The following is a 25,943-nucleotide window of genomic DNA, read 5'->3' on the forward strand; positions in this document are numbered from 1 at the left end:
GCCCTGCGAAGCGCGGCCGATCTCTCTAGTGTCATAGCTGAACGACCACGGATGCGCTCGGGACGCCCTCCCGAACCCGGAGGTCCCCATGCCGGATCTGTTCATCGGGGGCGCTTGGACCGCCCCGGCCGACGGAAAAGTGCGCGAGATCCGGTGCCCGGCCGACGGCACGCTGGTGGCGACCGTCGACGAGGCAGGACCCCGGGAGGCCGCCGCCGCGGTCGCCGCGGCCCGGGACGCCTTCGACCGCGGCCCCTGGCCCCGTACCCCGGCCGCCGAGCGCGGCGCACTGCTGCTGCGCGTCGCCGGCCTGCTGGAGCGCGACAAGGACGCATTCGCTCGCGCCGAATCCCTCGACACGGGGAAGCGGCTGGTCGAGAGCGAGTACGACATGGACGACATCGCCAAGTGCTTCCGCTACTTCGGCAACCTGGTGGCGGACGGCGGTCGTGACCGTGTCGTCGACGCCGGCGATCCGGATGTGGACAGCCGCGTGGTCCACGAGCCGGCGGGCGTCTGCGCGCTGATCACGCCATGGAACTATCCGCTCCTGCAGACCGCCTGGAAGGTGGCCCCGGCCATCGGCGCGGGCAACACCTTCGTACTGAAGCCGAGTGAACTGACCCCGAGCACCGCCATCATGCTGATGCGGCTGCTCGCGGAGGCCGGTCTGCCCGGTGGGGCCGCCAATCTGGTCCTCGGGCCGGGGGCCACCGTGGGTGCGCCGCTGACCGAGGACCCGCAGGTCGACCTGGTGTCGTTCACCGGCGGGCTGGTCACCGGCCGGCGCATCATGGCGGCCGCCGCCCCCACGGTGAAGAAGGTGGCCCTGGAACTCGGCGGCAAAAACCCCAACATCGTCTTCGCCGACACCGAGTTCGACACGGCCGTGGACCACGCCCTGACGGCGGTGTTCCTGCATTCGGGCCAGGTCTGCTCTGCCGGGGCGCGGCTGCTGGTCCAGGACGAGCTGCACGACGCGTTCGTCGCGGAGATCGTCAAGCAGGCGGAGGCCATCCCGCTCGGCGGGCCCTTCGACGAGAACGCCCGCGCCGGCCCGCTGATCTCCGCCGCGCACCGCGAGAAGATCGAGGCGTACGTGGCCACCGGGGTCGCCGAGGGCGCGGTCCTGCGCTGCGGCGGCCGGCGGCCCGAGGACCCGGCCCTGCAGGACGGCTTCTACTATCTGCCGACCGTGCTGGACGAATGCACCCCCGGGATGACCGTGGTGAGCGAGGAGTCCTTCGGACCGGTGCTCACCGTCGAGCGGTTCCGCGACGAGGACGAAGCCGTCGCGCTCGCCAACGACACGTTCTACGGGCTCGCCGGTGCGGTGTGGACACAGGACGTCGCCCGGGGCCACCGGGTGGCCTCGCGTGTGCGCGCCGGAACCATGTGGATCAACGACTTCCATCCGTATGTGCCCCAGGCGGAATGGGGCGGGATGAAGCAGTCCGGCTTCGGCCGTGAACTGGGCCCGACGGGGCTTGCCGAGTACCAGGAGACCAAGCACATCTGGCGCAATCTCTCGCCGAGTCCACAGAGGTGGTTCGCATGACCGCGGATGCCGGTCCCACGCCCCATGAGAAGGACCCTTCTCCGGGGCCGGGCGGCCATGACGACGACGCCGCGATCACCGAACTGGGATACAAGCCGGAACTCAAGCGCACCCTCGGCAACTTCCACACCTTCGCCGCGGGAATCAGCTACATCTCCATCCTCACCGGCACCTTCCAGCTGTTCTACTTCGGCATCACCTTCGGCGGGCCCGCCTACTGGTGGTCCTGGCCGATGGTCTTCGTCGGACAGCTGATGGTGGCCCTCTGCTTCTGCGAGCTTGCCGCCCGCTATCCGGTCGCCGGTTCGGTCTACAACTGGTCCAAGAAGATGGGCGGCCCGCACGTGGGCTGGCTGGGCGGCTGGATGATGATGACGGCGACCATGGTGACGCTCTCCGCCGTGGTGCTCGCCTACCAGATCACACTGCCCCGGATCAACCCCTGGTTCCAGTTCGTGGGTGACGGCAGCGGCCCGACCGACGCGGCCGCGAACGCCGTGCTCCTCGGCACGGTGCTCATCGTCTTCTCCACCCTCGTCAACGCGTTCGGCGTCAAGCTCATGGCGACCATCAACTCGGCGGGCGTCTTCATCGAACTGCTTGCCGCCGTCGCCCTCATCGTCTTCCTGGCCGTGCACATCACCCGCCCCCCGAGCACGGTTCTCACCGAGACCTACGGGCTCGGCGAGGGCTACGCCTGGGGCTACTTCGGCGCGTTCCTCACCGCGTCTCTCGCGTCCGCCTATGTGATGTACGGCTTCGACACGGCGTCGTCACTCGGCGAGGAGTCCCACGACCCTGCGCGCAACTGTCCCCGCGCCATCCTGCGTGCCCTGGTCGCGTCCTTCGTCATCGGCGGACTGATCCTGCTGTTCGCGCTGATGGCCGTGCCGAATCTGTTCGCAAAGCAGCTGTCCACGGAAGGCCTGCAGTACGTGGTGCTGGTGACGCTGGGCTCGACCATCGGGGAGATCTTCCTCTGGTGCGTCGTGGTCGCGATCACGGTCTGTGCGCTGGCCGTGCAGGCGGCCGGCATCCGGCTGATGTTCGCCATGGCCCGTGACAACAACCTGCCGGCGGGTTCGGTGCTCGCCCGGGTCAGCCCACGCTTCCACACTCCGGTCGTGCCGGCGGTCGTCATCGGCCTGGTGGGAGTCTTCATCCTGGTCATCAACATCAACCAGCCGCAGATCTTCTCGGTGATCACCAGCATCGCGATCATCATGATCTACATCGCCTATCTGCTGGTCACCGCACCCATGCTGATCCGGCGGCTGCGCGGCGAGTGGAAGCCCGCCGAGGGCGCGTTCTCGCTCGGTCGCCTCGGGCTGCCGATCAACATCCTCGCCGTGCTGTGGGGCGCGGCCATGTCCGTCAACCTCGCCTGGCCGCGCGCCGAGGTGTACAACGCGACCGGACCGCAGCACTGGTATCTGCGCTGGGGCGCGGTCCTGTTCATCGGCATCGTCGCCGGCTGCGGATTCGCCTACTACTGGTTCGTGCAGCGGCACCGCACGGGCGTACTCGCCGCGCACGCCGCCGAGGCCGTCAAGGCCGGTGACCCGACGACGCCCTGACGAGACCCGTGACGGCCCGACGACCGGCAGCCGCCCGTCCGCCCCGACGCTCTGCTCTGGAGATCAGATGGCCTCAGACACGTCCCTCCCGGAGTTCGACTACGTCGTGGTCGGCGGCGGTACGGCCGGCGCCGCCGTCGCCGCACGGCTGACCGAGGATCCCGACGTCAGCGTCTGCGTGGTGGAGGCCGGCCCCTCGGACGTCGGCGACGACAACGTCCTCAGGCTCGACCGCTGGATGGCTCTCCTGGAGTCCGGCTACGACTGGGACTACCCCATCGAACCGCAGGCGAACGGCAACGACTTCCTGCGCCACGCCCGCGCCCGGGTGCTCGGCGGCTGCTCCTCGCACAACTCCTGCATCGCCTTCTGGGCACCGGCCGAGGATCTCGACGAGTGGGCCGCGATGGGCTGCACCGGATGGAGTGCCGCCGACTGCTTCCCGCTCTACCGGCGCCTGGAGACCAATGACGCGCCCGGCGACCACCACGGCCGTTCGGGCCCGGTCAATCTGCGCACCGTCCCGCCGAGGGACCCGTGCGGGCGCGCCCTGCTCGAGGCGTGCGCGGCGACCGGCATTCCCGTCACACCGTTCAACACCGGTACCACGCTGCTGCGGGGAGCCCACTGGTTCCAGATCAACGCGCTCCCGGACGGCACCCGCTCTTCGGCGTCCGTGTCGTATCTGCACCCGGTGCTCGGCAAGCGGCCCAACCTGGAAGTACGGACCGGCATCAGGGCCGAGCGGCTGCTGTTCGACAACTCGCGCTGCTCCGGCGTGGAGTACCTGGAGCCGGACACGATTCACACCAACGCGGTCTCCGCCCGCCGGGAGGTGATCGTCTCCTGCGGGTCCATCGACTCACCGAAACTGCTGATGCTTTCGGGCATCGGTCCCGCCGGGCACCTGCGCGAGGTCGGGATCGATGTACGGGTGGACTCCCCCGGAGTCGGCTCCCATCTGCAGGACCACCCCGAGGGCGTGATCATGTGGGAGGCGAAGCAGCCCATGGTCACCACGTCCACCCAGTGGTGGGAGATCGGGATCTTCGCCGACACCCGGCCGGGTCTGGACCGGCCCGACCTGATGTTCCACTACGGTTCCGTCCCCTTCGACCTCAACACCTACCGCCGCGGCTACCCCACGTCCGACAACGCCTTCTGCCTCACACCGAACGTCACACGGGCCAGGTCCACGGGCACGGTACGGCTGCGCACCCGCGACTTCCGCGACAAGCCGAAGGTCGACCCGCGCTACTTCACCCATGAGCACGACGTCGAGGTGATGACGTACGGACTCCGTCTGGCGCGCGAGATCGTCGCCCAGACGCCGATGGCCGACTGGGCGGGTGCCGAGCTGGCCCCGGGTCCCGGCGCCCGGAGCGACGACGAGCTGTTCGCGTACATCCGCGAGACCCACAACACCGTCTACCACCCGGCCGGCACCGTACGGATGGGGGCCGACGACGACACCGGATCGCCGCTCGACGCCCGCCTCCGGGTCAAGGGGGTCCAGGGGCTGCGGGTGGCCGACGCGTCCGTGATGCCGCTCCTCACGACCGTCAATCCGTGCATCACCACGATGATGATCGGTGAGAAGTGCGCCGACATGCTCAAGGAAGCACGCTGACGCGCTCGGCACCCACAGCGCCCCCGGTACGGGCCTGCTACCGGCTCACGGTGTGCTGGTGATCCACCGCATGACGGTCACGTTCGTCGTGTCGTCCAGCATGCAGAGCGCCTCGATGGCCTCGAGGTCGCCCGGAAGGGGCGCGATCCCCGCGGAGGTCAGGGCCGCATGCAGGTCCAAACGGCGCCTGTCGGCCGGGCTCAGCGGGATCGGGAGCCGCTCCTGCGCGTCCGGGGCGGGCAGAAGAAAGTCACCGGCGTGGATACCGCTGGTGTCACCGAGCCGGCCGAAGACACCGGCTCCGGGGTGACGGTAGAGATCAACAGCCATAAGAGCCTCCTCAGTGTGTCACTGAGGGGCAGGAGTCCCGCACGGGCGGGTCCGGTTGCGGGCGGGGCGACCGATCACCCGTACGGCCCCTACGGCGTCTTTTCACACCAATGGTGGAGCGGCACGGCCCGCCGTGAACGCACGTTTATGGGGCCGAGGCCGGGCGTCGCTCCGGCCGGCTTCCCGGACCAGGGTCCGCGGGCACGCCTGGACCGCGGACCGGTACCGGGTCGGGGGCCGCGCGGCGCAGTCGATCGTCCCGCCCTTCGTTGCGCGGCGGCGCCGCGGTGCGCACTCCGTCCGTCGGGACGGCGGACCACGGCCGCGAGCGGGCCGTGGTCCGCCGTGTGCCCGCTGTCGGGGATCCGGCAGCCCCGTCCGGCGCAGCAGCCTCTCCAGGGGTCTTTCAGCCCGTCGCGGCACCCAGGTGCTCTCCATGGAGCCCTTCGCGGCCCGGGACGCGCCTCACGCCCTCCCAGGGGCCTTTCACCGCGTCGCCGTGCACACCCATGGCCGAATCGGCAACCCTGTTAGTAGGGTTTTCGCCGACCCGTCACTTCCTCCGCAGATTCGTCACCGTCCGTTCCTGACTCGCCCCCACAGTCCGAGGCGCGACAGCATGGAGGGAGGGCCGGTCGACGGTGGTGGCCCGCGCAGGGAGGCGGTACAGGCTGTGACCAGGCAAGGCTTTGCCTTCTGCGGGGCCGAGCTGGCTGCTGTCTACGTGCTGGCCGAAGGAGGCCACGAACTCCATCTGACAGAGATGGCCGGGGACCGAAGCGTGCTGTACGGGCTGCCGGCGGTCCTCGCCGTGGACGGTCACTCCCCCGCCGCCGACGCCTTCCGCTCCGGCAACCCGCTGTGGCTGACCCCGGAGGGATTCGCGGCCTACGTCGAGGGCGATCCCCACCACTTTCCCGGCCGGGTGCTCCGCAACAGCGTGGGAACACCGGCCAAGGTCTCGCTGGGCGCCCTGCCCCTGGGGCGCGGCGCCACGGAACTGGGTTGCCTGATAGTCGCGGGCGAGGTCCCGGACGGCTTCAGCTCCGACCGCCGCAGCCTGCTGGAGCTGTACGCCGACCAGGTCGCCGCGGGACTCGAATCGGTCGCCGCCCACGCCGCCGGGAGGACGACACCCCGGCCGCAAATGGGGCGGAACCTCGTACCGCTCCAGGGCGGCGCGTTCATCGTGGAGCTGAGCACCGGGCGCATGGAGGCCCATGCGCTCGTGCTCGACCTGCTCGGCATCCCTCTCGAGCAGTTCGACGGGCACGTGGAGACCCTGCTCGCCTGTGCCATCCCGGACGACATACCCGCCCTGATGGCCATCGTGGACCCCGGCCGGCTGTCCTCCACCGCACAGCAGCTGGCGTTCCGTATCCGCCGTCCCAACGGGGAGCTGCGCTGGCTGGGGGTGCGGTGCCGGGTACAGGTGGACGCCGACGGCAAGCCGGAGCGGGTGCTGGGTGTGGTCGCCGACGCCGCCTATCTGCGCCCCAGTGCCGACGAGGTCTCCATCGTGCAGCGGCTCTCCGCCACGCTGGCCGGTGCGGCGACCATCCGGGACGTCAGCCAGAAGGTGGTCGCCGCCCTGCGCGAACCGCTGGCCGCCGACCGGGTCGCGGTCGCCGAGCTGGAGGGGGACCGGCTCGTGGTCACCGTCCTCGACCCCCCGGAGCCTGATGCCTGGCCCGATCTCTGGCGCTCCGAATGGCGGTCCGAATGGCCGGATGCCTCGATCCACAGCCTGCCCACGCTGCAGAGCGCGCTGCGGGAAGGCCATATGAGCCTGTGGCCCCCGGGCGCGGATCTCGAGCCCGGTCTCCAAGGCATCGGGCCGGGTGGACTGGCCGTGGTGCCGCTCCCGGCCGACGGGCGGATGGTCGGACTGTGCATGGTCGGGTGGGACGACGACCACCGGTTCGGTCCGGAGGAGCGGTCACTGCTGACCGCGACGGCGGGTCTGGTCGGGCAGGCCCTGGTGCGCGCCCACGCACTGGACGCCGGTCATGAGCTCGCAACGATGCTGCAGCGCAGCCTGCTGCCCCGCAAGCTCCCCGAGCTGCCCGGAGGGGTGGCCGTGGCGCGGTACCTTCCCGCGACGGTGGGACTCGAGGTGGGCGGCGACTGGTACGACGTCATACCTCTTCGTGACGGCCATGTGGCGCTCGTCATCGGGGATGTGCAGGGGCACAGCGCGGGCGCCGCCACCATCATGGGGCAGATGCGTACGGCGGTCCGTGCCTACGCGGTGGAGGGCCACCCACCCGACGTGGTGGTCGCCCGCGCCAACCGACTGCTCGTCGGCATGGAGACCGATCTCTTCGCCACCTGCCTCTATGTGGACCTGGACATGGAGGAGGGCATCGCCAGGTGCGTACGGGCGGGTCATCTGCCGCCGATCATCCGTCACCCCGACAGCACCACCGAGGAGTTGGCGGTCGAGGGCGGACCTCCGCTCGGCGTCCTGGTGGACGCGGAATTCCCCATGACCGAGGCCGGACTGCTCCCCGGCACCCTGCTGGCCCTCCTGACGGACGGTCTGGTCGAGTCGCCCAGCCTGTATCTGGAGGACGGCATGCGCCGGGTGCGCGAGGTGCTCGGTCCTGCCGACCTGGAGGAACCCGGGCGGGTGGCCGACGAACTGCTCGGGAGTGCGAACCGGCGCGACGACGACGTGGCATTGCTGCTCCTGCGCTACGACGGCACGCGCGTCCGGCCGAAGCGGACCCATTGGACGGTGTGGCGGCTGCCCAACGCCGTCCAGCACGCCCGCCGCTTCACGGCGCGAACGCTGCGCGCGTGGGGTGTGGTCGAGGAACTCGACATCGTGCTGCTGGTGGTTTCGGAACTGGTCACCAACGCCATCGCCCACACCCAGGGAGAGGTGCGACTGGAGCTGACGCTGTCCGCGGACCGGCTGCGGATCGCCGTGAACGACGCCTCGCCCCGCAGCCCCGTCAAACCGGCGGATGTGAACTGGCAGGCGACCGGTGGCCGAGGGCTGCTGATCGTCGAGGCGACGACGACGGCCTGGGGTGCGGTGCCGCTCAGCGGAGGCAAGCAGGTGTGGGCCGAGATTCCGCTGGCGCCGCGTGAACGGCAGGCGAAGGACAGCTGAGGCGCGTCTTCCGGATCCTGGAGGCGCGTCTTGCGGAACCTGCCGGGCTTCGCGCGCCCGGGGGCGCCGGCCCGCTGCCTGCGCGGCCGTGGACGGCGACGGAACCCCGGCTGTGACGTACGTCCTGTTGCCGCCCAGGCGTCCGCCTTACGCTTGCCTGCCACGTGCGCCCCGGGCGCGCAAGTACCCGCGACGGGATCACGCACAGGCAACAGAACCGTCGGCGGGCACGCCTACAGGACGGTTCACCATGCCCAGTGACCTCTCGCCGGTCATAGCTGCCGCCACCCGCTGGCTGCTTTCGGCATTCCCGCCGGCAGCCGGCCCGCTCAACCACGCCCTGGCCGAGGCCCAGGCCTGTCAGGCGGCCACCATCGCCGCCGCCCTCCGCTACCCCACCGCGCTGGACGCCGGACTGCTGAACCTGCTGGGCCCCGGCGGCTCCGACCGGCTGGACTCCGTCACCGGCGCCGATGTCCATCCGCTGGAGGGGCCCGAGCACTCCTGGCGCACCGGGGTGGACGAAACCGTCGTGAGCTGGGCGGCGTGCCTGCTGGCCGACGCCGATCTCGCCACCGTGGCGGCGGCCTGCCTGGCCGCGACCCACCACGGCGCGAGCAGTGTGGGCCATGCGCGCCGGCTGACCATTCCCAGTCCTCGCGACAACAGTGCGGCGCCGCTGCTGCGCCACCCGGACCTTCTCGGCCCGATCGCGGAGCTCCACCGCGAGACACTGCTCGGCCTCCTCGATGCCGGGGCGTCCGTCAGCGCTCCCGAGCGCACGTAGGGCCTCACATACGGTCCTGCCGGGCTCGTGTGCCCTGGCACCGCACCTGGCTGCCTCCTCGTCGGCCGCCGGCGTCCCCGGCCACCGCCGGGAGGTGCCCCACCGCGTGGGCTCCTTCCACCGCCTTGCGACGCATGTGGCGTGTGGCCTGGCCCGGCTCACCGATGCGGTCCGATCCGAACGAAAGACCTGGCCACGAAGTCCGCAGACCAGGACGGGCTTCACGCCGGGCAGCCTTCCCGGCATGAAGCCGCTCGCGTGTTCCACGCTGCCCGGCGTTCCCGCGCCCGGCCCGATGTGGCCCCGGCCGACGGGGCGCACTCCTTGGGCGCCGTCCGCGAGCATCTGCGACGGCGCGGCATGCGCGCCGGACGGACGTACCCCGATCCGGAACTTCCGGGCGATCCCGCTGATCACCTCGAGGCGGCCCCCTGCGACCCTGCTGGCGCGTCCGGTCCGGAAGCAACGGCTCCTTCCGCGCCCACCGCGTGGCCTTCCCGAGCACCGCCCGAACCTCGTAGACACTGTCTACCAACCTCTGGTAGACAGTGTCTATGACCGAACACGAGGCGGGTCTGCGTGCCCGTTTGATCGAGGCCGGGGTCGAGCTGGTGAGCAGCGAGGGCGTGCATGCGCTGTCCCTGCGTGAGATCGCCCGCAGGGCCGGTGTCTCGCACGGAGCCCCGCGCCGTTACTTCCCGACCCATCTGGAGCTGCTGTCCGCCATCGCGCGCCAGGGTTTCACCGAGCTGACCGACAGAGCCGCCCGGACGATCGGGGACGGCCGGGCGGATCCCCGCTCGCAGCTGACGGCACTCGGACGCGCCTATCTCGACTACGCACTCACCAACCGCGGCATGTTCGAGCTGATGTTCCGTCATGACCTGCTGGAGAGCAACCATCTCGGCCTGCGGGAGACGAGCCTGCCGCTCTTCGGCGTTCTCGTCGACCTGGTGGCCCGGGCGCGGTCGCAGCACGGTGCATCCGCATCGGATTCGGCCGCCACGCCGTCCGTCGTCGCGGCGGCGCTGTGGGCGAACCTGCACGGCATCGCCCAGTTGTGGCTGTGGGGCAGCCTGCCCCTCGTGGCCGGCCTGGACGACTCCGAGCCACTGCTGCTAGCCGCGCTCGACGCGCACCTGGGCCCGGAGCCCCGATGAACACAAGGGCCCACCGGCGCACCACGCTCGCCTGCAGCATCACCGGGGCCGCGATCGTGGCCCTGGACGGAACCGTCCTGACCGTCGCCCAACCGACCATGCAGCGGGAGCTGCACGCGTCGTTCACACAGATCCAGTGGACCAGTACGGGATATCTGATCGCCGTGGCGAGCCTGCTGGTCTTCGCCGGCCGTCTCGGCGACCGGTTCGGCCACCGGCGGGTATTCGCCGCCGGAACACTGGGCTTCGCCGTCACGTCGGCGGGAATCGGTCTGGCTCCCGGCGTGGGCTGGGTGATCGGACTGCGGGTCGCGCAAGGGGTCTTCGGCGCGCTGCTCCAGCCGGCCACCCTCGGGATGCTGCGCGCCGCGTACCCGCGCGACGGGATCGGCAGGCCCATCGCCCTGCGCACCATCGCCATCGCCGTCGCGGCGGCGGCCGGCCCGGTCATCGGCGGAGCACTCACCACACACCTGGGCTGGCGAGCGGTCTTCTTCCTCAACGTCGCGCCCGCGGTCGCCATAGGCGCGCTGGCCCTCGCGGTCCGGGTGCCGGCCCCCCGGGGCCCGTCCACCGGGCTCGACCTGCCCGGCGCATGCCTTCTGGCGGTGGCTCTGGTGTGCCTGGTGCATACGCTCGCCGACGTCCCGGAGAACGGGTGGACGGCGGCGAGCACAGGGGCGAGTGCCGTGGCCGCGGCGGCGACGGCCGCCTTCGTCCGGCACGAGCGACGCACGAAGAGTCCGCTCGTGCCGCCGGAAGCCGTCGGCCGGAAAGCCGTCGCCTGTTCCCTCGCCGTCCTGCTCGCCGCGTCGGCTGCGATGTTCGGTGCGCTCTTCGTCGGCACCTACTTCCTGCAGGACGTCCTCGGGATGAACCCGCTCCGGAGCAGTTTCGCGGCGCTGACGGGGCCTGCGGGAATCGTGCTGAGCGCCTCGGCCTCGGCGGTGGCGCTTCGCCGATGGGGCCACCGCCGGACTGCGGTTGCGGCGATGGTTCTCCTCGCCCTCGGCGTGTTCGTCCTCTCCCGGCTCGATCGGGCCGCCACGCCGGTGGCGGTAGGCGGCGGCTTCCTCCTGCTGGGCGTCGGTTTCGGCACGGTGATGGTCACGGCCACGGCCGTCATCGTGCACCAGGCGTCCGTGCACAACGCCGGGGTGGCCGGCGGACTCCAGCAGACCGCCATGAACATCGGGCCCGCGCTGGGGATCGCCCTGGCGACCGCGCTGATGGCCCTCACCGCGCCCGACGGCGCCGGCAAGGGGGCGTACGGCGGCGGACCTCGCTGGACCGGTGAGGCCTTCACCTCCTCGATGAGCGCCACATTGACGGCGCTGACGGCGCTGACGGCCCTGGCGGCGGTCGCGGCCGCCGGCGCGCTGTTCGCACTCGGGCTGCCTCGTCGCCTCGCTCCGGTGGAGGACCACGAGGCTGCCGAAGCGGGGAACACCACGGTCCGCGACCGGAGTCGGGGAGTGTCCGCGAAGTAGGGACGCCTCGCGGGCGGGGTCTGAGGCGAGGGGACACTCCCCCGTTCCGCCGGGCATGTCCCGCCCCCCTGAGGGTTACGGACGAGGAGGCGCCGGGCCCCCCGCACCCGGGTTCCGGTGCACACCGCGCCCTCAGCCCGTCGACTCCGCCTCGAGCCGGCGCAGCCGCTCGGTGTCGCACACGCGGGGACAGGTACCGCAGGCCTCTGCCGGGCGGATCGTGTAGTAGAAGCAGCAGCCGAGCCGGGTGCGGGTCGGGTACGACCGCCCCTCGCGGCCGGCGAGGCGGCGGAAGTCCGCGCCTCCGGGAAACGGCGGCACGGGTCCCGGCAGCAGCCGGGTCGCCGCCTCGACGCCCTGCTCCTCGTCCCCCGTCATCCGGCCCAGGTACCAGAGGCCGGAGACGAGGTCGTCGCCCACCATGCCCCACACCGAGCGAGGCCCCCGCCGCAGCCGGGGACGGATCGCGGCAAGCAGTGGTCGTACGTGGTCGGCGACCGCGGTGCGCAGTTCGGCCATCAGCGCTTCCTCGTGCGGCACTACGCGTACGCCGGGCAGCGCCGCCGCCGGGTCGTCCGGCAGGCAGGCGAAGCCGCCGGGGACGATGCCGTAGGTCCCTGCGGTCAGGCTGATCCTCACATCGCCCGGCCGGATCCGGGGCACGCGGCGCTCGAGGTACCAGGGCCCGCTCATCAGCAGGCAGACGGACCAGAAGTAGTCGTGCAACGCCCGGGAGGCCACGACATCGGGCCGTGCCGTGTGTGCGTACCGGTCCTCGATGTGCCGGGCCTCGGCGTCGAGGAAGGCGTCGAGGAATTCCGGACGGACAGCCAGTTCCGCCCCGTCGGCCCAGCCTTGCCCGGCGGGAGACCCCGGCATCGCCAGGTCCGCCTGCAGGGACGGGCAGATCGCGGTGAGCCGGCGATAGGCAGAGGCCAGCAGGGCGGAGCTGCTCGCTGCGGTTCCGGCCGGTGGGCGTGCCGGGGCCAGGGTCACGGGCGCTCCTCAGCGAAAGCAAACATCGAGAGTGGTAAGGCAAGGCTCACCTTAACCATATGAAGATCCACCTTCGCCAACCGGGGCCGTGTCGAGGCGAATTGACAGAGTTAGGTGTGCCTAACCTAGGCTCTCGCCTCGTGTCCGATCTTTGGCGGGCACGCGACTCTCTGCACGGAAGTGATCCCTCATGCAGATGTACCTGCTTGCGCTGAACCCGACCGACTCGGTCACCGAGGGATTCCTCCCTGCCGCACGCCGGCTCGGCCTCGATGTCACGGTGCTGACCGACCAGCCCGCGGCACACCGGGCCGCCGGCGCGTACGCCGAGGTCCTGGAGTGCGACGTACGCGACTTCCGCGCGGTCATCACCACGATCTCGGCCCGTCGCTCCCCGGACATGGTCTTCACCAACAGTGACCATCTGCAGACCCAGGCCGCCCTGGCCGCGGACTACTTCGGGCTTCCCGCCAAGAGCTGGCAGGCCGCTCTGCGCACCAAGGACAAGGCACAGATGCGTCGCCATCTGGCCGTCACCGGCGCCGACACGGTCCGGTCGGTGGAACTCACGGCCGGGGAGGATCCGGTCACGGTCCTCGCGGCCGTGGACCTACCGTTCCCGTGCGTGCTGAAGCCGCGTGAGGGCGTGGCCAGTGAGGATGTCGTCCTCGTCGGCGATCTCGAGGATCTCGTACTGCGCTGCGAGGAGATCCGGGCGCGCAGACCGGGGGCCGCGCTGGTCGTCGAGGAGTACCTGCCCGGCGAGCTGTACACCCTGGAGACGCTCGGCGACGGCCGGGTCCGCCATGTGCTGGGCGGGTTCCACACCGAACTCTCGTCGCCGCCGTACTTCATCGAGGAACGGCTCACCTACGTACCCGCCCGTCCCGGGCCCGTACTGGACCAGGTTCTCTCCCAGCTGGACCGTCTCGGCGTCGGTTTCGGCGCCTGCCACACGGAGTTCGTGGTGCACGAGGGACGTGCGCGCATCATCGAGGTCAACTACCGGGCCATCGGCGACCAGTGCGATCTGCTCCTGGCCCGGCTGCTGGACATCCCGCTCTTCGAGCACATCCTGCGTACCCATCTCGGCGAGCCGCTGCCACCGGACCTGGGCATGCGCACCGACGGCGTGGCCAGGCTCGACTATCCGTGTGCCGACCGCGCCGGAACGCTGGTCGCCGCCCCGGCCGCGACCGATCTGGTGTCGGGCGATGTGAAGCTGACGTACCGGCCGCTGCGCGAGGTCGGTGAACGGCACCAACTGCACGGCACCAACCGCGACTTCCTGGGTGTCGTCCGGGCCACCGGTACCGACCAGGAGCGGGTGGACCGGACAGTGGCCGAGTTCATCTCGGCGCAGCGCTGGGAGATCATGCCGTGACGCTGCCGGCCACCGAAGCGGCCATCACGGCCGAGGCGGATCTGCTCGTCCGTGTACTGAGCGCGCTGCTGCGTGAGGACGTGGTGGGACTGCGCAGCCGCAGTTCCGTGGTGGAGCACCCGGACGGGACGTGGCTGAGGCTCGGGACCCCCGGTCCGGACGCACTGCTGCTGCCCGTTCACGAGGACGGTTTCCAGTGCGAGTGGTCCGCGCGGCAGCCGTTGCTGCGGCGGGAATCCGACGGTGCGGAACTGACTACCTGCGACAATGTCCTGGCCGAACTGAAGGCCCTGGCCGCACCGGTGGACCGCGGGGGCTTCGACGCGTTCGCCGCGGAGTGCCGGCAGACGCTCGCCACGGTGCGGCTGCATGCCGATTCGGAGGACGAGGTTCTCGAGATGCTGGCAACGCGGTACGGGGCCGATCCCGCCCGGTGGACCGGGTACTCCGGCGGCCTCGCCCATGACACCCTCGCCGCCCGGCTCGACCACCCCGTCTATCCCACGGCGCGCGGCCGCGCCGGGCTCACCACCGGCCCGCTGCGTGCGTACGCACCCGAGTTCCACCCTCGTTTCGCCCTGCGCTGGCTCGCCCTTCCCAGGGACGCGGTGACCGTCAGGGGTATGACCGCCGAGGGGTACTCGGGCAAGGGCCACCTCGTCCCGGGCCGCACGGCCCCCCGGGCGGACCTGTTGCCGTCGCCGTCCGCCGTCGGACTGCCCGGGCTCGACGACAGCCATCTCGCGTTCCCGGTCCATCCCCTGACCGTGGACGGACCTCTGCGGGACGCGCTGCGCGCCGCCGGGCTCGAGAGCCGGGCCGTCCTGGCTCCGCGCTCCGGCATCGATGTCGTGCCGACCCTGTCCATGCGGACCGTGGCGCTCGCCGACGACCCCGGGGTCCATCTCAAACTCCCCCTGGCCACCTCCACGCTGGGCAGGCTCAACCGGCGCACGATCAAGCCCGGCACGCTCGTGGACGGCGCGGCGGCACAGCGTCTGCTGCAGTCGGTGACCGCCCGTGAGCCCCGCTTCCTGGAGCGGGTCCTGCACGCGGACGAGACCGCCTTCGCCCACGCGGGCCATGAGCTGCTCGCCGTGCTCGTACGCCGCTGGCCCGCCGGTACGGACGGCGCCGTCGTCGTACCGATGGCCGCCCTGCTGAGCCGGGCACCCGGCGGCCGGCTGGTCATCGACCATCTCGCCGACCGCTTCCACGGCGGTGATCCGCTCGCTCTGCTGGAATCCGTGCTCTCGCTGCTCCTCGACTGGGCTACCACGCTGTTCGGCTACGGAATCGCGCTCGAATCCCATCAGCAGAACATTTCGCTCGTGCTGGACGAGCGGACGGACGGACCGCGCGTCCGGCTGCTCCTCAAGGACAACGACGGGCCACGTATCAACCGTGTGCGGCTGCGCGCGGCCCTCGGGCCGGATGCGCCCGACCTCTCCGCGTTCGACGACGCCCGTATCCTCGGCGACAGTGACGGGCCGGTCGTCGATCTGTTCACCACCATCAGCGTCCATCTGTGCGCAGGTGCCTTCGCCTTCGGGCTGGCCCGGCACGGCCGCGCTCCGGTGGAGCGGCTGCTGGGGCTCGTACGCGAACGGCTGGAACGGGCCGTCGAACGGCTCGGCACCCGCCCGGGAGAGCCCGGCGCGGTCCTGCGCGAGCAGGTCCTGGACCCGGCGCGGCTGCCCGTCAAGGCGATGGTCACCGCGGGCACTCTGCTCACCAAGGCCAGATCGGGAGCGTCCGACATCAACAAGCACTACACCACGGGCCCCAACTACCTGCTGCGGGGAGTGTGACCGGCGATGACGTCCACTCGGTCCTTCGTTCATCACTCCGCCCACCGCCCCGACCACGGCCGCGCTCCCTCGGGGCTGCCCACGGCGGACGAGGCCGTGGCGCACACCCTCCTCAACTGTCTGCTCCGGGAGGTGTCGGGGCCGGAGCACGAGAGCGCCGTCATAGACGGCCGTCTGCTCCTGCGTCTGCGGCGCAGCGGAGTGCTGCTCCGGGTGGCGCTGCGCCGCACGTCCCTTCTGGGAGCGCACCGCTTCACGGGCGCGGTCGCCGAGCAGACCGGCGCCGGATGGGCAGAACTCGGCTGGCGGCGCCTCGCGGAGTACATCCACGCCGAGCTCTCACTGCGTACGGGCACCGGCAACGACGAGTTCCTGACCCAGATCGCGTCGAGCCATCAGGGAGTGTCCGCGGCCCTCGCCGTACGCGGGGCCGCCACCGACCGGCATCCCGCGGGCCCGGGGGACCTGGATCCCCTCGCCGCCTACCTCGCGTCCGAGCAGTCCCTCGCCCTCGGCCACCGCTTCCACCCCACGCCGAAGGCCCGCGGCGGCGACCGCGCCGCCTGGAAGGCGTACGCACCGGAGGCCGGCGCCTCCTTCCCGCTTCGGCTGCTCGCCGTACGCGACCATCTGGTCGCCGAGCGGTCCCACCGGCCGGACGGCTCCGGCGCCGACCCGCTCGACGGACTGGACCGGCTTGGGCCGGTGCCCGACGGATACCGGCTGCTGCCCGCGCATCCCTGGCAGTACGGACTCCTGCAAGGACACCCCGTGCTGGGTGAAGCCATCAAGCGCGGTGACGTCCTCGACCTCGGCCCCGGCCGGTCGCCGTTCACCGCCACCGCCTCCGTGCGCACCCTCTACGACGGCGACACGTTCCTGAAGTTCAGCCTCAACGTCCGCATCACCAACTGCCTGCGCAAGAACGCCCGTTACGAACTCGACGGCGCTGTCGCCCTCACCCGTCTGCTCGGGCCCGTCTTCGCGGACCTGGCGGGCCGCTTCCCCGGCACCGGCGTGCTCCGCGAGCCCGCCTACCGCAGCCTCGCCCTGCCGGGCCCGGACGGGCGGCCCGTGCCCGCCCTCCTCGAGGGCTTCGGTGTGATCGTCCGTGAGGGGCTCGACCGCCACCTGCGCCCCGGAGTCACTCCCCTGCTGGCAGCCGCTGTCGCCGACGAGTACACCACGGGACCCGGCCATGTCTCACGCCTCCTGGCCGGCGCGGACCCCGGCAGGACCCTGGCGTGGTGGCGGGCCTACCTGGAACTGCTCCTCCCGCCCGTCCTGGCCGCGTACTTCGACCACGGTGTGGTCCTCGAACCGCATCTGCAGAACGTTCTCGTCTGTGTCGACGCCGACGGCAGACCCGCCCAGGTCCTCTTCCGCGACCTGGAGGGCACCAAGCTGATCCCCGAGCGTCACACCTCCGACCTCGCGGCACTTCCCGCCGATGTCGCGGGGCCCCTGACCTACGACGCCCGGCGCGGCTGGGACCGGGTCGTCTACTGCCTGGTCGTGAACCATGTCGCCGAGATGCTCGCCGCCCTCGCCGATCTGCATCCGGGGTCGGAAGCCGCGCTGTGGTCCCAGGTCCACCGCACGCTCCAGGACCATGCCGACACGCACGGCTGCCCGCCCCGTCTGGGCGCTCTGCTCGCGGGCGAACCGCTGCCCGCCAAGGCGAATCTGCTCACCCGTTGGGCGCGCACGGCCGACCGTGATGCGGGCTACGTCCGGCTGCCTTCCCCGCTCGCCGAGGACGTCAGGTCCGGGGCGATCTCCGCCGACGACATCTGGAACTCCCGTTGACCACACACCTGCTGACCGCGGCGGTGCGCGACCGTGCGCTGACCCTGCCCGCCGATGACCTTCCCGCCTATCTGTACGACCTCACGGCACTGCGGGAACACGCCGCGTCCGTCCGGTCGGCCCTGCCGGAGCGCGTCGAGCTGTACTACGCCGCCAAGGCGAATCCCGAAGCGGAGATCCTGGCCGCTCTCGCCCCGTACGTGGACGGGTTCGAGGTGTCGTCGGGCGGTGAACTCGCCCATGTCGCCAAGGCCGTTCCGGACCGTCCACTCGCCTTCGGCGGTCCTGGGAAGACGCCCGCCGAGACCGCGGCCGCGCTGGAAGCGGGTGTGGACCGGTTCCATGTCGAGAGCGCCCACGAACTGCGCATGCTGGCGGACCTCGCGGCACGGCTGGTGCCGGGAGCGCGCGTGGCGGTCCTGCTCCGCTTCAATCTGCCGCTCGCCGACGGCTCCCTCAAGGCGAGTGCGCTGTCCATGGGCGGGCGGCCGACGCCGTTCGGCCTGGACCCGTCCGAGGCGGACGCCATGGCCGGTCTCCTCTGCGGAGGCAGCCACCCGCAGCTGGAGCTGCGGGGGATACACGCCCATCTCGCCAGCGGACTCGACGCGCCGGCGCAGATCGCCGTCGCCGAGTCCGTGGTGACCTGGGCCGCCCGCCTCGCCCACCGGCACGGATTCCCCCTGCGTGAGGTGAACGTCGGTGGCGGGATGACCGTCGACTACGCCGATCCCGGGGCCCGTTTCGACTGGGCGGCGTACGGAGCCGCCCTCGCCCGCCTCACCGCCGCTCACCCGGACCTGGTGCTGCGCATCGAGCCGGGCCGCGCGCTGACCGCGTACTGCGGCTGGTACGCCACCGAGGTCCTGGATGTGAAGCGCAGCCATGGTGAGGAGTTCGCCGTCGTGCGCGGGGGCACGCACCATCTGCGCACCCCCGCGACGAAGGGCCACGACCAGCCCTGCGCACTGCTTCCCGTGGACGCGTGGCCCCACCCCTGGCCTCGGGCCATGGGCCGGCCGGGCCCGGTCACACTGACCGGCCAGCTGTGCACACCGAAGGACGTTCTCGCCCGCGATGTGCCCGCGGCCGGCCTGCGCACCGGGGACCGTGTGGTGTTCGCCCTCGCGGGGGCGTACGCATGGAACATCTCGCACCACGAGTTCCTCATGCATCCCCGGCCGGGCTTCCACTTTCTGGGGGCCGTCAACGGTTGAAGTGGCTGAAGCCGACCTCGTAGCGTTCGACGGAGACGATCCGCTGGCCCTCCCGCCGTGCGGTTTCCTCACGGATCTGCTCGGCCTTCTCCTCGCTGGCCTGCATCGACACCTCGTCCTCCCAGAGGGTGAGCGACACGACCTTCCCGGACGGCCGGTCGACGAGGTAGTACACGCCCACGAAGCCCGGTACCTCCTGGACCTGCTTGACAACCGCTTCCGAAGTCGCCGACAGGTCACCCTCCGCGGGCACGGGTGACCCCTGATAGGTGCTCAGTCTCGCGAACATCGCAGCACCCTTTCCTCGACGACCGTCGACCGGACAGCCGACGGCCACACGGCCCAGCGTGCCCCCGCGAGCCGCGCCCCGCATGCCGGGGCCGCGTCGAGCCACACCGTCTACCGTGGGTAACGCGTGCGGCCTCCGGCATCGGGGCAACCTGGCCGATACACTCGACAGAGTGATAATCGAACGTGTGTACGCCCACGGCTCGTCGCAGGATGCGGGCTCATGGCCGTGGTCCGTGCCTTGCGTGGGGCAACTCGTCGGGGAGGGCCTGCGCTTCACCGCGCCCGTGACCTTCCTCGTCGGCGAGAACGGCTCCGGCAAGTCGACCTTGGTCGAAGCCCTCGCGGAGGGTTTCGGCCTCGACTCCTACGGCGGCTCGCACGACTGGCGGTACGCCTCGCACCGCGCGAAGTCACCCCTGGGCGAGCGCATACGGTTCGACGCCGCGCCGCACGGCCGCCGCATGCTCACCAGCTGGTCGGCGCGCAAGGGCTTCTTCCTGCGCGCCGAGACCGCCATGGACGCCCTGGACCGCGAGGGCTTCGCGCCGGACACGGTCAGCCACGGCGAGGGCTTCCTGGCGGCGTTCCGGGGGAAGTTCCTGCGGACCGGGCTCTATGTGATGGACGAGCCCGAAGCAGCCCTGTCCTTCACGTCCTGCCTGGCACTCCTCGGCCACATCGACCAGTTGGCCAAGAACGGCAGCCAGGTCGTCTGCGCCACGCACTCACCACTGCTCACCGCCCTGCCCGGGGCGGACATCATCGAGGTCGGCGAGCACGGCATGCGGCACGTCGAGTGGCGCGATCTCGCCCTCGTCGACCACTGGCGCCGGTATCTCGCCGACCCGGCGGCCTATCTGCGTCATGTGGTGGGCCCCCCGCCCGGCTCCCCCGGAGCATGAGTCCCACCGGCGCGGGCGGACGACCGCTCAGCTCGCGGCCTCGACCGTGTTCACCACCGCGCCGTCGAAGTCGGCGGCGAGATATCCCGACGCACCGTACTCGTCCGACACGTACACATTCACCGTCGGCACGCTTTCGAACACGGAACCACGCACAATGACATAACGCATCGTCGGCTTCGGGACACCGAGCACCTGGTCCGCCTTCTTGATGAGCGCCGGCAGAACGGCCCACTTGACCTTGCTGACGTCGATCGGCCCCTCGTCCATCGAGGTCAGCGAACCGCCGGGGCCCTCCTTCGACGCGTAGCCGTTGCGATACGTGTACCGGTCGTACTTGGCACGGCTCCCCGGCACCGGAACCGAGGCGATCGCGTACTCCTCGTACACCGTGAGCTCGACGAACTTCGTCGTCCCCGTCTTGGCCTGGAACGCCTTGACGACGGTCCGCACACCGTCCGGAGTGAGCAGGTGCTTGGTTTCCTTGGACGGCGGCAGCGCGACCTCGGCCGGCTGCCCGGTGCCGCTGCCACTGCCCTCGTTCGCCGTGTCCCCCTGCGCCTTCCGGCCGTCCTGCCCGGCGGAGGCGCCGTCGGCCGAGGACGAGGCCCCCGCCCGGTTGCCACCCGTCGTACCTCCGTGGTCGGGGAGCAGGTTCAGCACGATCACGGACGCCACGGCCAGCGCGGCGGCGACGCCCACAGCGGCGGGCGCCTTCCGCCACTGCCTGTGCGGCCGGGTGCCGGAAGGCGCCATGCCGAAGTGGCCCGGTGGGGGCTGAACCGCCGTCGTGCCGTACACATTGCCGGCAGTGGCACCCGGGTGGGGCGCGTACGGCGGCGCGGGCGACCAGGGCTGGGTCGGTGAGCCCGAGGGCGAGCCGAGGGAGTTCCTGGCGGCGTCGTCCAGCATCCGCTCCAGCTGCGCACCGTCCGGGCGCGCCGCGGCATCCCTCACCAGCAGTGCGTTCAGCACGGGAGTGAGCGCTGCGGACCGCACCGGCGCCGGGATCGGTTCGTCGAGCACGGCGACCAGGGTCGAGAGGCTGGTGTCACGCCGCAGGGGGTGGGATCCCTCGAGGGAGACATAGAGCAGCATGCCGAGCGACCACAGGTCCGAGGCCGGGTTGCCCTCCTCGCCGCGGATGCGCTCCGGAGCGATGTACTCGGGTGAGCCTATGAGGTCGCCCGTGGCGGTCAGGCTCGTGGACTCCCGCAGCGCGGCGATCCCGAAGTCCGTCAGGACAGGGCTGCCGTCCGGCCGGAGCAGGACGTTGGCGGGCTTCACGTCACGGTGCTGGATACCGGCGTCGTGCGCGGTCCGCAGGGCGGACAGCACTCCACGGCCCACGCGCAGAGCCTCGGTGACGGTCAACGGCCCCTGGGCCAGGCGTTCGTGCAGGGACTGCCCCTGGACCAGCTCCATGACGATCCAAGGATGGGGTCCTTCCGAGCTGTCCACGATGTGATGGATGGTGACCACATTCGGGTGGGCGATCCGTGCCATCGCGCGGGCTTCACGCAGCACCCGTTCGCTGAGCATGCGCGCCCGGGCGGGGTCGGCGTCCTCCAGTGCGGTGTCGGAAGGACGCACTTCCTTCAGTGCCACTTCGCGGTGCAGCACAATGTCCCGAGCCCGCCACACGGTGCCCATTCCGCCGCTGCCGAGCCTGCCGAGCAGTTCGAACCGGCCGTCGACGATCCGTCTGCCACTCCCCCTGGTGTCCATAGCGGGTCAGCTTACGAGGATTGCCCGCGCCGCCGCCCCTCCACCCCCGCTCAGTGACCGGCGAGAAGCTTCACGGCGACGACCCCCACACCGATCGCGGTGTCCAGCAGGCCCGAGACCAGCGCGCTCAGCGGCCCGTTGCCCATCCGGATCCCGGACCGCCAGCCCCACATGAAGAGGGTGGCCACCTCCACGCCCGCGCTGATCAGAAGGGCGGTCACCAGATCGAGCGCACCCAGCGCCGAGAGGCCGATCAGCACCAGTGGGCCCGCGGCCACCACCAGCAAGGGGCTGGAGACGTGCAGGGCCGTCCGGATCTCCGGCCGGGTCGCGCCCCTGCCGCTCACCGCCCGGTGCGCCTGTTCGTCGGCGACGACCGTGGCCAGCCAGACCCCGAGCGCCGTCACGGCCACGGTGAGTGCCGCCTCGATGTGGTCCGGCGCCTTCGTCTCGGCGAGGGCCACCACCACGGCGGTCAGCGTGATGGTCGCGTAGATGCGCTCCTTGAGCCGTGCGGCCGCGATGTCGCCCGCGCGGGCAGCCGTGGCGGCGGTGCTCGGCTCGGAGACGGAACCGGCGTCCGGAGTGGTCATGTCTGCGCGGACTCCGGCCGGCCGGCCCTCGCGCCGGTCAGGATCAGGGTCATACGTACGCCTTTCCACGGCGAGGCCGACGTGGCCGGAACGACTCGCTCCGGTGGCACCGTAGCCGACCGTGCATGCGGAGAGCGTTTCCGTGACCGTGCGAGTGTCGGACGCAAGGCCGAACCGGCAGGGCGGCATCGAACGGGCCTCATGGTGGGAGTACGCGGGTCAGCCCAGGGGCCGTCGGGCTCTGGCGATGAGCATGGCCACGTCGTCCTGGGCCGACACCGGCAGCAACCGGCCGAGTACGCGGTCGCAGATCTCGTCCAACGGGTGGTGGACCTGCCCCAGAGCCTGTGCGAGCTCCCGCATGCCCTGGTCCAGGTCCCTTTCGCGGGACTCGATCAGGCCGTCGGTGTACAGGACCAGCAGATGACCGGGGGGCAGAGTCACCCGCTGGGTCTGGAAGTCCGGGGAGCCCGTTCCCAGGGGCGTGCCCGCCGGGCCGTCGAGGAAGGCGACCGCCCCCCGGGGATCTGCAACGGCCGGGGGCGGATGACCGGCTCTGGCGATCAGGCAGCTGCCGTCGACCGGGTCGTGGACGGCGTAGACGCACGTCGCCATTTCGTTCTCGCCGAGATCGACCACGACCGCGTCCAGGGAGCGGAGCATCTGGGCCGGTGGAATGTGGTGACGTGCCAGGGTTCGCACCGCCGTGCGCAGTTGTCCCATGACGGCTGCGGCATGGACCCCGTGCCCCATGACGTCCCCGATGGTCAGCCCGGTCGTACCGTCGGGCAGGGCGATGACGTCGAACCAGTCGCCGCCGACATCGTGGTTGCTCGCGGGGAGATAGCGTCCGGTGAGTTCGAGGCCCGCCACTTCGGGCAGCCCGCTGTTCGTCAGGCTGCGCTGCAGAGTGAGCGCCGCCTCCCGCTGGCCTGTGTACATGCGGGCGTTGTCGATGTTCAGTGCCGCCCGGGCGACCAGCTCGTCGATGAGTACGCAGTCCTGCTCGTCGAACGGCTCGCGGTCACGGCTACGCGTCAGCACCACCGCCCCGAGAACGGTGCCGCGGGCGACCAGCGGAACCAGTCGTGCGCAGGAGATCCGGCTGCTGAAGTACGTCCGCAGCTCTTCGCCCTGCGGACCGGGGAAGAGGGCGGGAAGGTCGGAATGCCGGAGCTTCATCGGGCGGCCCTGTGCCATGACGCTCTCGTACACGGACCCGAGCGGGATCTGGAACGTCATGCCCACGGCCAGCTTCGCGGTGGGGGCCGACGGGTCGGGGAAGACGGCTGCCATACGGCGCACCACGCCGTGGCTGGACGCGGCGGCCTCGTCGGGACCGAGCACCTCCTCCAGCAGCTGTACGTCGGCCGAGTCGGCCACCCGGGGCACCAGCATCTGCACCACCTCCGCGGCGGTCTGCCGAAGATCCAGGGTGGTACCGATGCGCGTGCCGGCCTCGGCCAGCATCGCGAAGCGCCGCCGCGCCCGGTCGGCCTCGGCCTGCGCCCGCTGGCCGTCGGTGATGTCGATCAGGGAGGCGACGAGCCCGAGGCTACGGCCCGCACCGTCCAGCAGCGGGGCGCAGGAGCAGGACCATGTGCGGTCGTGGTCGGGGTCGGCCGGGGTGCGCCCGGTGCCGCGCACGTCGACAACCGCCTCACCGCGGTCCAGCGCCTGCCGCATCACCGTCTCCAGCGCCTCGGCCGTGAGCCCCGGCGCGACCTCCGCCGGCCGCTTGCCGAGATGCCCCGCCGCGGCGACGCCGTTCATCCGGGCCAGAGCGTCGTTGACCCGGAGGAAGCGCAGATCCGGGTCGAGCGTGGCCAGCCCGATCGGCGACTGGGTGAAGAGCCCCTCCAGCGCCGCCAGCGAGTCCCGCATCCTCAGGACCTCGGAGGTCTCGACGGCGATGGCCAGGAGGCCCGCGCCTCCCCCGGGCGCCGCGGAGGGGCATATCCACATCTCCATCGGCACGAGGTGTCCGTCGCTGTGCCTCACGGGGAGCGTGCCGACGACCGTCTCACCGGCCAGGACGCGCCGCGTCAGCTGTTCGGCCAGCTCCCGGTTGGGCTCGGGCACGAGGACGGGGATCGCGTTCGTGCCGAGCAGCTGCTCGGCGCGGTGGCCGAGCAGGTCCTCTGCGGCGAGCGACCACTCGACGATGCGCCCGTCCTCGTCGGTCCTCCACAGGGCGACCGGCAGCAGGTCCCGCAGCACACCGGCGTGCCCGACCGCCGTCAGAGGCTGGTCAGGCACCTCACTCGTCGCCTTGCGCGTGTCCAACACAACGACCTAACCCCGGGGCGTGGGCGTCCGCCTGCCGGGCACTCACAGCCGGTCCTCCGGCGGAGCGCTGCCGACGCGTCACCGGTGCAGCGTCCTGCGTATACCTTTTCCGGTGATTTGTTACCAGATCACCTTATCCAAGGCGCCCTCCCGGGCAAGCGAGACCGTTTCCGCAGCCCCGGCGGACGAACCGTCCACTCACCAGGACGGTCAGGCCGCCAGTGGAGCGGTCTCCATGCCCGCCTGTGCGCGGAGCCCGTCGAGGAACTCCAGTACCGCCTCGACCGCCGAGTATCTCGGCCGCCAGTCGAGTTCCGCGCGGGCCCGCGAGCTGTCCAGCAGCGGCAGCCGCAGTACCGCGTCGAACAGATCCGGCGAAGCGGCCACCAGCCGCAGCCGCCAGGCGGCCGAGAGCGCGGCCCTCAGCGGCGGCAGCGGGACCTTGAGAGGCCTGGCGTCCATGATCCGGGCGAGCTCGGCGGCGTCCAGCGGAGGTTCCGCGGCGAGGTTGAACGCTCCACGAACCGGGCGGGTGACCGCCTCGCGGTACGCGGCGGCGGCATCATCGGTGTGCAGAGCCTGGAAGGTCAGACCGGGCAGATCGGGAACGGCGGGGACCAGGGACGGCCGGATCAGCTGCGGGGGCAGCAGCCGGCCCGCGAAGATCCGCCGCTGCTGGGACGCTGACTCCCGCTTGAACAGGAATGCCGGACGCATACGGACCACGCGCACGGCCGGACGCGTCAGTTCGTACGCGTCCAGATACCGCTCCAGATAGGCCTTCTCGCGGCAGTAGGCCGCCTGCGGCCAGCCATGGGTGGGCCAGCTCTCGTCCACGCGCCGGTCCTTGGGGCCCGGGGAGTACGCGCCGACCGACGAGGCGTGGATCAGCACCGGCACCCGGGCCTCCGCGACCGCCTCGAAAACGCGGATGCTGCCGAGCACATTCGTCCGCCAGGTGGTCACGGGGTCGTGGGTGGGCTGGAACTTCCAGGCGAGGTGGATCACGGCGTCGGCGCCGGTGAAGTGCCGGGCGAGGTCGGTGCCGCCGGGATCGATGTCGGCGGCGGCCCATGTCGTCCGGTCGGGCTGCCAGTCGGGGAGCCTGCGGGCCAAGCCGAGGACCGAGGCCACCCCGGGGTCTGCGGAGAGGGCCTTCACCACGCTCGTTCCGACGTTTCCGGTCGCTCCGACGACGACCACGCGGATTCCGCCGCCGCCTGTCTCGCTTCGCGTCCTGCCGTTCATGTCGGCCGCCGCCTTCCAGCGG

19 protein-coding genes are annotated in these 25,943 nt (G+C 71.3%); 12 read left to right on the top strand and 7 right to left on the bottom strand.

Annotation, left to right across the window (positions count from 1 at the left end):
* Nucleotides 1-88: 88 nt before the first annotated feature.
* From ACFU5O_RS14590 to ACFU5O_RS14600, 3 genes are all read left to right on the top strand, one after another.
* Entirely contained in the window at nt 89-1,558 is a 1,470-nt protein-coding gene (locus ACFU5O_RS14590; protein WP_384240068.1) for an aldehyde dehydrogenase family protein, read from the top strand.
* A complete protein-coding gene (locus tag ACFU5O_RS14595) occupies nt 1,555-3,135 on the top strand; it encodes an APC family permease (RefSeq protein ID WP_384240070.1) in 1,581 nt (526 codons plus the stop codon). The genes ACFU5O_RS14590 and ACFU5O_RS14595 overlap by 4 nt, the downstream gene beginning before the upstream one ends.
* Nucleotides 3,136-3,202: 67 nt before the next feature.
* Nucleotides 3,203-4,765, top strand: coding sequence for a GMC family oxidoreductase (locus ACFU5O_RS14600; protein WP_384240071.1), 1,563 nt, complete (start codon nt 3,203-3,205; stop codon nt 4,763-4,765).
* Between the two features lie 45 nt (nt 4,766-4,810).
* Here the strand turns inward: ACFU5O_RS14600 and ACFU5O_RS14605 are convergent, their stop codons facing one another.
* Nucleotides 4,811-5,095, bottom strand: a complete 285-nt coding sequence (locus ACFU5O_RS14605) for a hypothetical protein (protein ID WP_384240073.1) — start codon at nt 5,093-5,095, stop codon at nt 4,811-4,813.
* 673 nt (nt 5,096-5,768) lie between these two features.
* Between ACFU5O_RS14605 and ACFU5O_RS14610 the strand changes: the two genes are divergently transcribed.
* The 4 genes from ACFU5O_RS14610 to ACFU5O_RS14625 all read left to right on the top strand — a co-directional run bounded on the left by ACFU5O_RS14610 (nt 5,769) and on the right by ACFU5O_RS14625 (nt 11,653).
* Nucleotides 5,769-8,216, top strand: a complete 2,448-nt coding sequence (locus tag ACFU5O_RS14610; RefSeq protein ID WP_384240075.1) for a SpoIIE family protein phosphatase — start codon at nt 5,769-5,771, stop codon at nt 8,214-8,216.
* Nucleotides 8,217-8,466: 250 nt separating this feature from the next.
* Nucleotides 8,467-9,003: a hypothetical protein gene (locus tag ACFU5O_RS14615; RefSeq protein ID WP_384240077.1), complete on the top strand. Its 537-nt coding sequence runs from the start codon at nt 8,467-8,469 to the stop codon at nt 9,001-9,003.
* 554 nt (nt 9,004-9,557) lie between these two features.
* Nucleotides 9,558-10,163, top strand: coding sequence for a TetR/AcrR family transcriptional regulator (locus ACFU5O_RS14620; RefSeq protein WP_384240078.1), 606 nt, complete (start codon nt 9,558-9,560; stop codon nt 10,161-10,163).
* On the top strand, nt 10,160-11,653 hold the full coding sequence (locus ACFU5O_RS14625; protein ID WP_384240080.1) for an MFS transporter: 1,494 nt from the start codon (nt 10,160-10,162) through the stop codon (nt 11,651-11,653). Before ACFU5O_RS14620 ends, ACFU5O_RS14625 begins: the two co-directional genes overlap by 4 nt.
* A 132-nt stretch (nt 11,654-11,785) precedes the next feature.
* Here ACFU5O_RS14625 and ACFU5O_RS14630 read toward each other — a convergent pair whose 3' ends face one another.
* The gene (locus ACFU5O_RS14630; protein WP_384240082.1) at nt 11,786-12,649 is read right to left on the bottom strand and encodes a (2Fe-2S)-binding protein; all 864 of its coding nucleotides are present in this window, start codon (nt 12,647-12,649) and stop codon (nt 11,786-11,788) included.
* Between the two features lie 190 nt (nt 12,650-12,839).
* Between ACFU5O_RS14630 and ACFU5O_RS14635 the strand changes: the two genes are divergently transcribed.
* The 4 genes from ACFU5O_RS14635 to ACFU5O_RS14650 are packed head-to-tail and all read left to right on the top strand — an operon-like array spanning nt 12,840 to nt 18,870.
* Nucleotides 12,840-14,033, top strand: coding sequence for an acetyl-CoA carboxylase biotin carboxylase subunit family protein (locus tag ACFU5O_RS14635; RefSeq protein WP_384240084.1), 1,194 nt, complete (start codon nt 12,840-12,842; stop codon nt 14,031-14,033).
* Nucleotides 14,030-15,844 carry an IucA/IucC family protein gene (locus tag ACFU5O_RS14640; protein ID WP_384240086.1) on the top strand — a complete coding sequence of 605 codons (1,815 nt, stop codon included), beginning with the start codon at nt 14,030-14,032 and terminating at the stop codon, nt 15,842-15,844. The genes ACFU5O_RS14635 and ACFU5O_RS14640 overlap by 4 nt, the downstream gene beginning before the upstream one ends.
* Before the next feature lie 6 nt (nt 15,845-15,850).
* On the top strand, nt 15,851-17,653 hold the full coding sequence (locus tag ACFU5O_RS14645; protein WP_384240088.1) for an IucA/IucC family protein: 1,803 nt from the start codon (nt 15,851-15,853) through the stop codon (nt 17,651-17,653).
* Nucleotides 17,650-18,870, top strand: a complete 1,221-nt coding sequence (locus tag ACFU5O_RS14650; protein WP_384240090.1) for a type III PLP-dependent enzyme — start codon at nt 17,650-17,652, stop codon at nt 18,868-18,870. The genes ACFU5O_RS14645 and ACFU5O_RS14650 overlap by 4 nt, the downstream gene beginning before the upstream one ends.
* Here ACFU5O_RS14650 and ACFU5O_RS14655 read toward each other — a convergent pair.
* Nucleotides 18,860-19,159: a hypothetical protein gene (locus ACFU5O_RS14655; protein ID WP_384240092.1), complete on the bottom strand. Its 300-nt coding sequence runs from the start codon at nt 19,157-19,159 to the stop codon at nt 18,860-18,862. The genes ACFU5O_RS14650 and ACFU5O_RS14655 overlap by 11 nt on opposite strands.
* A gap of 172 nt (nt 19,160-19,331) precedes the next feature.
* On the opposite strand from ACFU5O_RS14655, the gene ACFU5O_RS14660 reads away from it, so the two are divergent.
* Entirely contained in the window at nt 19,332-20,063 is a 732-nt protein-coding gene (locus ACFU5O_RS14660; RefSeq protein WP_384240093.1) for an AAA family ATPase, read from the top strand.
* Nucleotides 20,064-20,090: 27 nt separating this feature from the next.
* On the opposite strand, the gene ACFU5O_RS14665 is transcribed toward ACFU5O_RS14660, so the two are convergent.
* From ACFU5O_RS14665 to ACFU5O_RS14680, 4 genes are all read right to left on the bottom strand, one after another.
* Nucleotides 20,091-21,791: a serine/threonine-protein kinase gene (locus ACFU5O_RS14665; protein WP_384240095.1), complete on the bottom strand. Its 1,701-nt coding sequence runs from the start codon at nt 21,789-21,791 to the stop codon at nt 20,091-20,093.
* A gap of 50 nt (nt 21,792-21,841) precedes the next feature.
* A complete protein-coding gene (locus tag ACFU5O_RS14670; protein WP_384240096.1) occupies nt 21,842-22,384 on the bottom strand; it encodes a hypothetical protein in 543 nt (180 codons plus the stop codon).
* Between the two features lie 219 nt (nt 22,385-22,603).
* Entirely contained in the window at nt 22,604-24,643 is a 2,040-nt protein-coding gene (locus tag ACFU5O_RS14675; RefSeq protein WP_384240098.1) for a SpoIIE family protein phosphatase, read from the bottom strand.
* A gap of 240 nt (nt 24,644-24,883) precedes the next feature.
* Entirely contained in the window at nt 24,884-25,921 is a 1,038-nt protein-coding gene (locus ACFU5O_RS14680) for an NAD-dependent epimerase/dehydratase family protein (RefSeq protein WP_384240099.1), read from the bottom strand.
* Between the last annotated feature and the right edge of the window lie 22 nt (nt 25,922-25,943).

It is taken from the genome of Streptomyces sp. NPDC057445, from assembly GCF_042802855.1.
GTDB lineage: Bacteria > Actinomycetota > Actinomycetes > Streptomycetales > Streptomycetaceae > Streptomyces.

What these genes read in the sequence shown, in the direction of transcription:
- ACFU5O_RS14655 (WP_384240092.1), bottom strand. Translation starts at nt 19,159, where the DNA reads ATGTTCGCGAGACTGAGCACCTATCAGGGGTCACCCGTGCCCGCGGAG.
- ACFU5O_RS14635 (WP_384240084.1), top strand. Translation starts at nt 12,840, where the DNA reads ATGCAGATGTACCTGCTTGCGCTGAACCCGACCGACTCGGTCACCGAG.
- ACFU5O_RS14600 (WP_384240071.1), top strand. Translation starts at nt 3,203, where the DNA reads ATGGCCTCAGACACGTCCCTCCCGGAGTTCGACTACGTCGTGGTCGGC.
- ACFU5O_RS14620 (WP_384240078.1), top strand. Translation starts at nt 9,558, where the DNA reads ATGACCGAACACGAGGCGGGTCTGCGTGCCCGTTTGATCGAGGCCGGG.
- ACFU5O_RS14645 (WP_384240088.1), top strand. Translation starts at nt 15,851, where the DNA reads ATGACGTCCACTCGGTCCTTCGTTCATCACTCCGCCCACCGCCCCGAC.
- ACFU5O_RS14590 (WP_384240068.1), top strand. Translation starts at nt 89, where the DNA reads ATGCCGGATCTGTTCATCGGGGGCGCTTGGACCGCCCCGGCCGACGGA.
- ACFU5O_RS14665 (WP_384240095.1), bottom strand. Translation starts at nt 21,791, where the DNA reads ATGGACACCAGGGGGAGTGGCAGACGGATCGTCGACGGCCGGTTCGAA.
- ACFU5O_RS14680 (WP_384240099.1), bottom strand. Translation starts at nt 25,921, where the DNA reads ATGAACGGCAGGACGCGAAGCGAGACAGGCGGCGGCGGAATCCGCGTG.
- ACFU5O_RS14670 (WP_384240096.1), bottom strand. Translation starts at nt 22,384, where the DNA reads ATGACCACTCCGGACGCCGGTTCCGTCTCCGAGCCGAGCACCGCCGCC.
- ACFU5O_RS14615 (WP_384240077.1), top strand. Translation starts at nt 8,467, where the DNA reads ATGCCCAGTGACCTCTCGCCGGTCATAGCTGCCGCCACCCGCTGGCTG.
- ACFU5O_RS14625 (WP_384240080.1), top strand. Translation starts at nt 10,160, where the DNA reads ATGAACACAAGGGCCCACCGGCGCACCACGCTCGCCTGCAGCATCACC.
- ACFU5O_RS14595 (WP_384240070.1), top strand. Translation starts at nt 1,555, where the DNA reads ATGACCGCGGATGCCGGTCCCACGCCCCATGAGAAGGACCCTTCTCCG.
- ACFU5O_RS14605 (WP_384240073.1), bottom strand. Translation starts at nt 5,095, where the DNA reads ATGGCTGTTGATCTCTACCGTCACCCCGGAGCCGGTGTCTTCGGCCGG.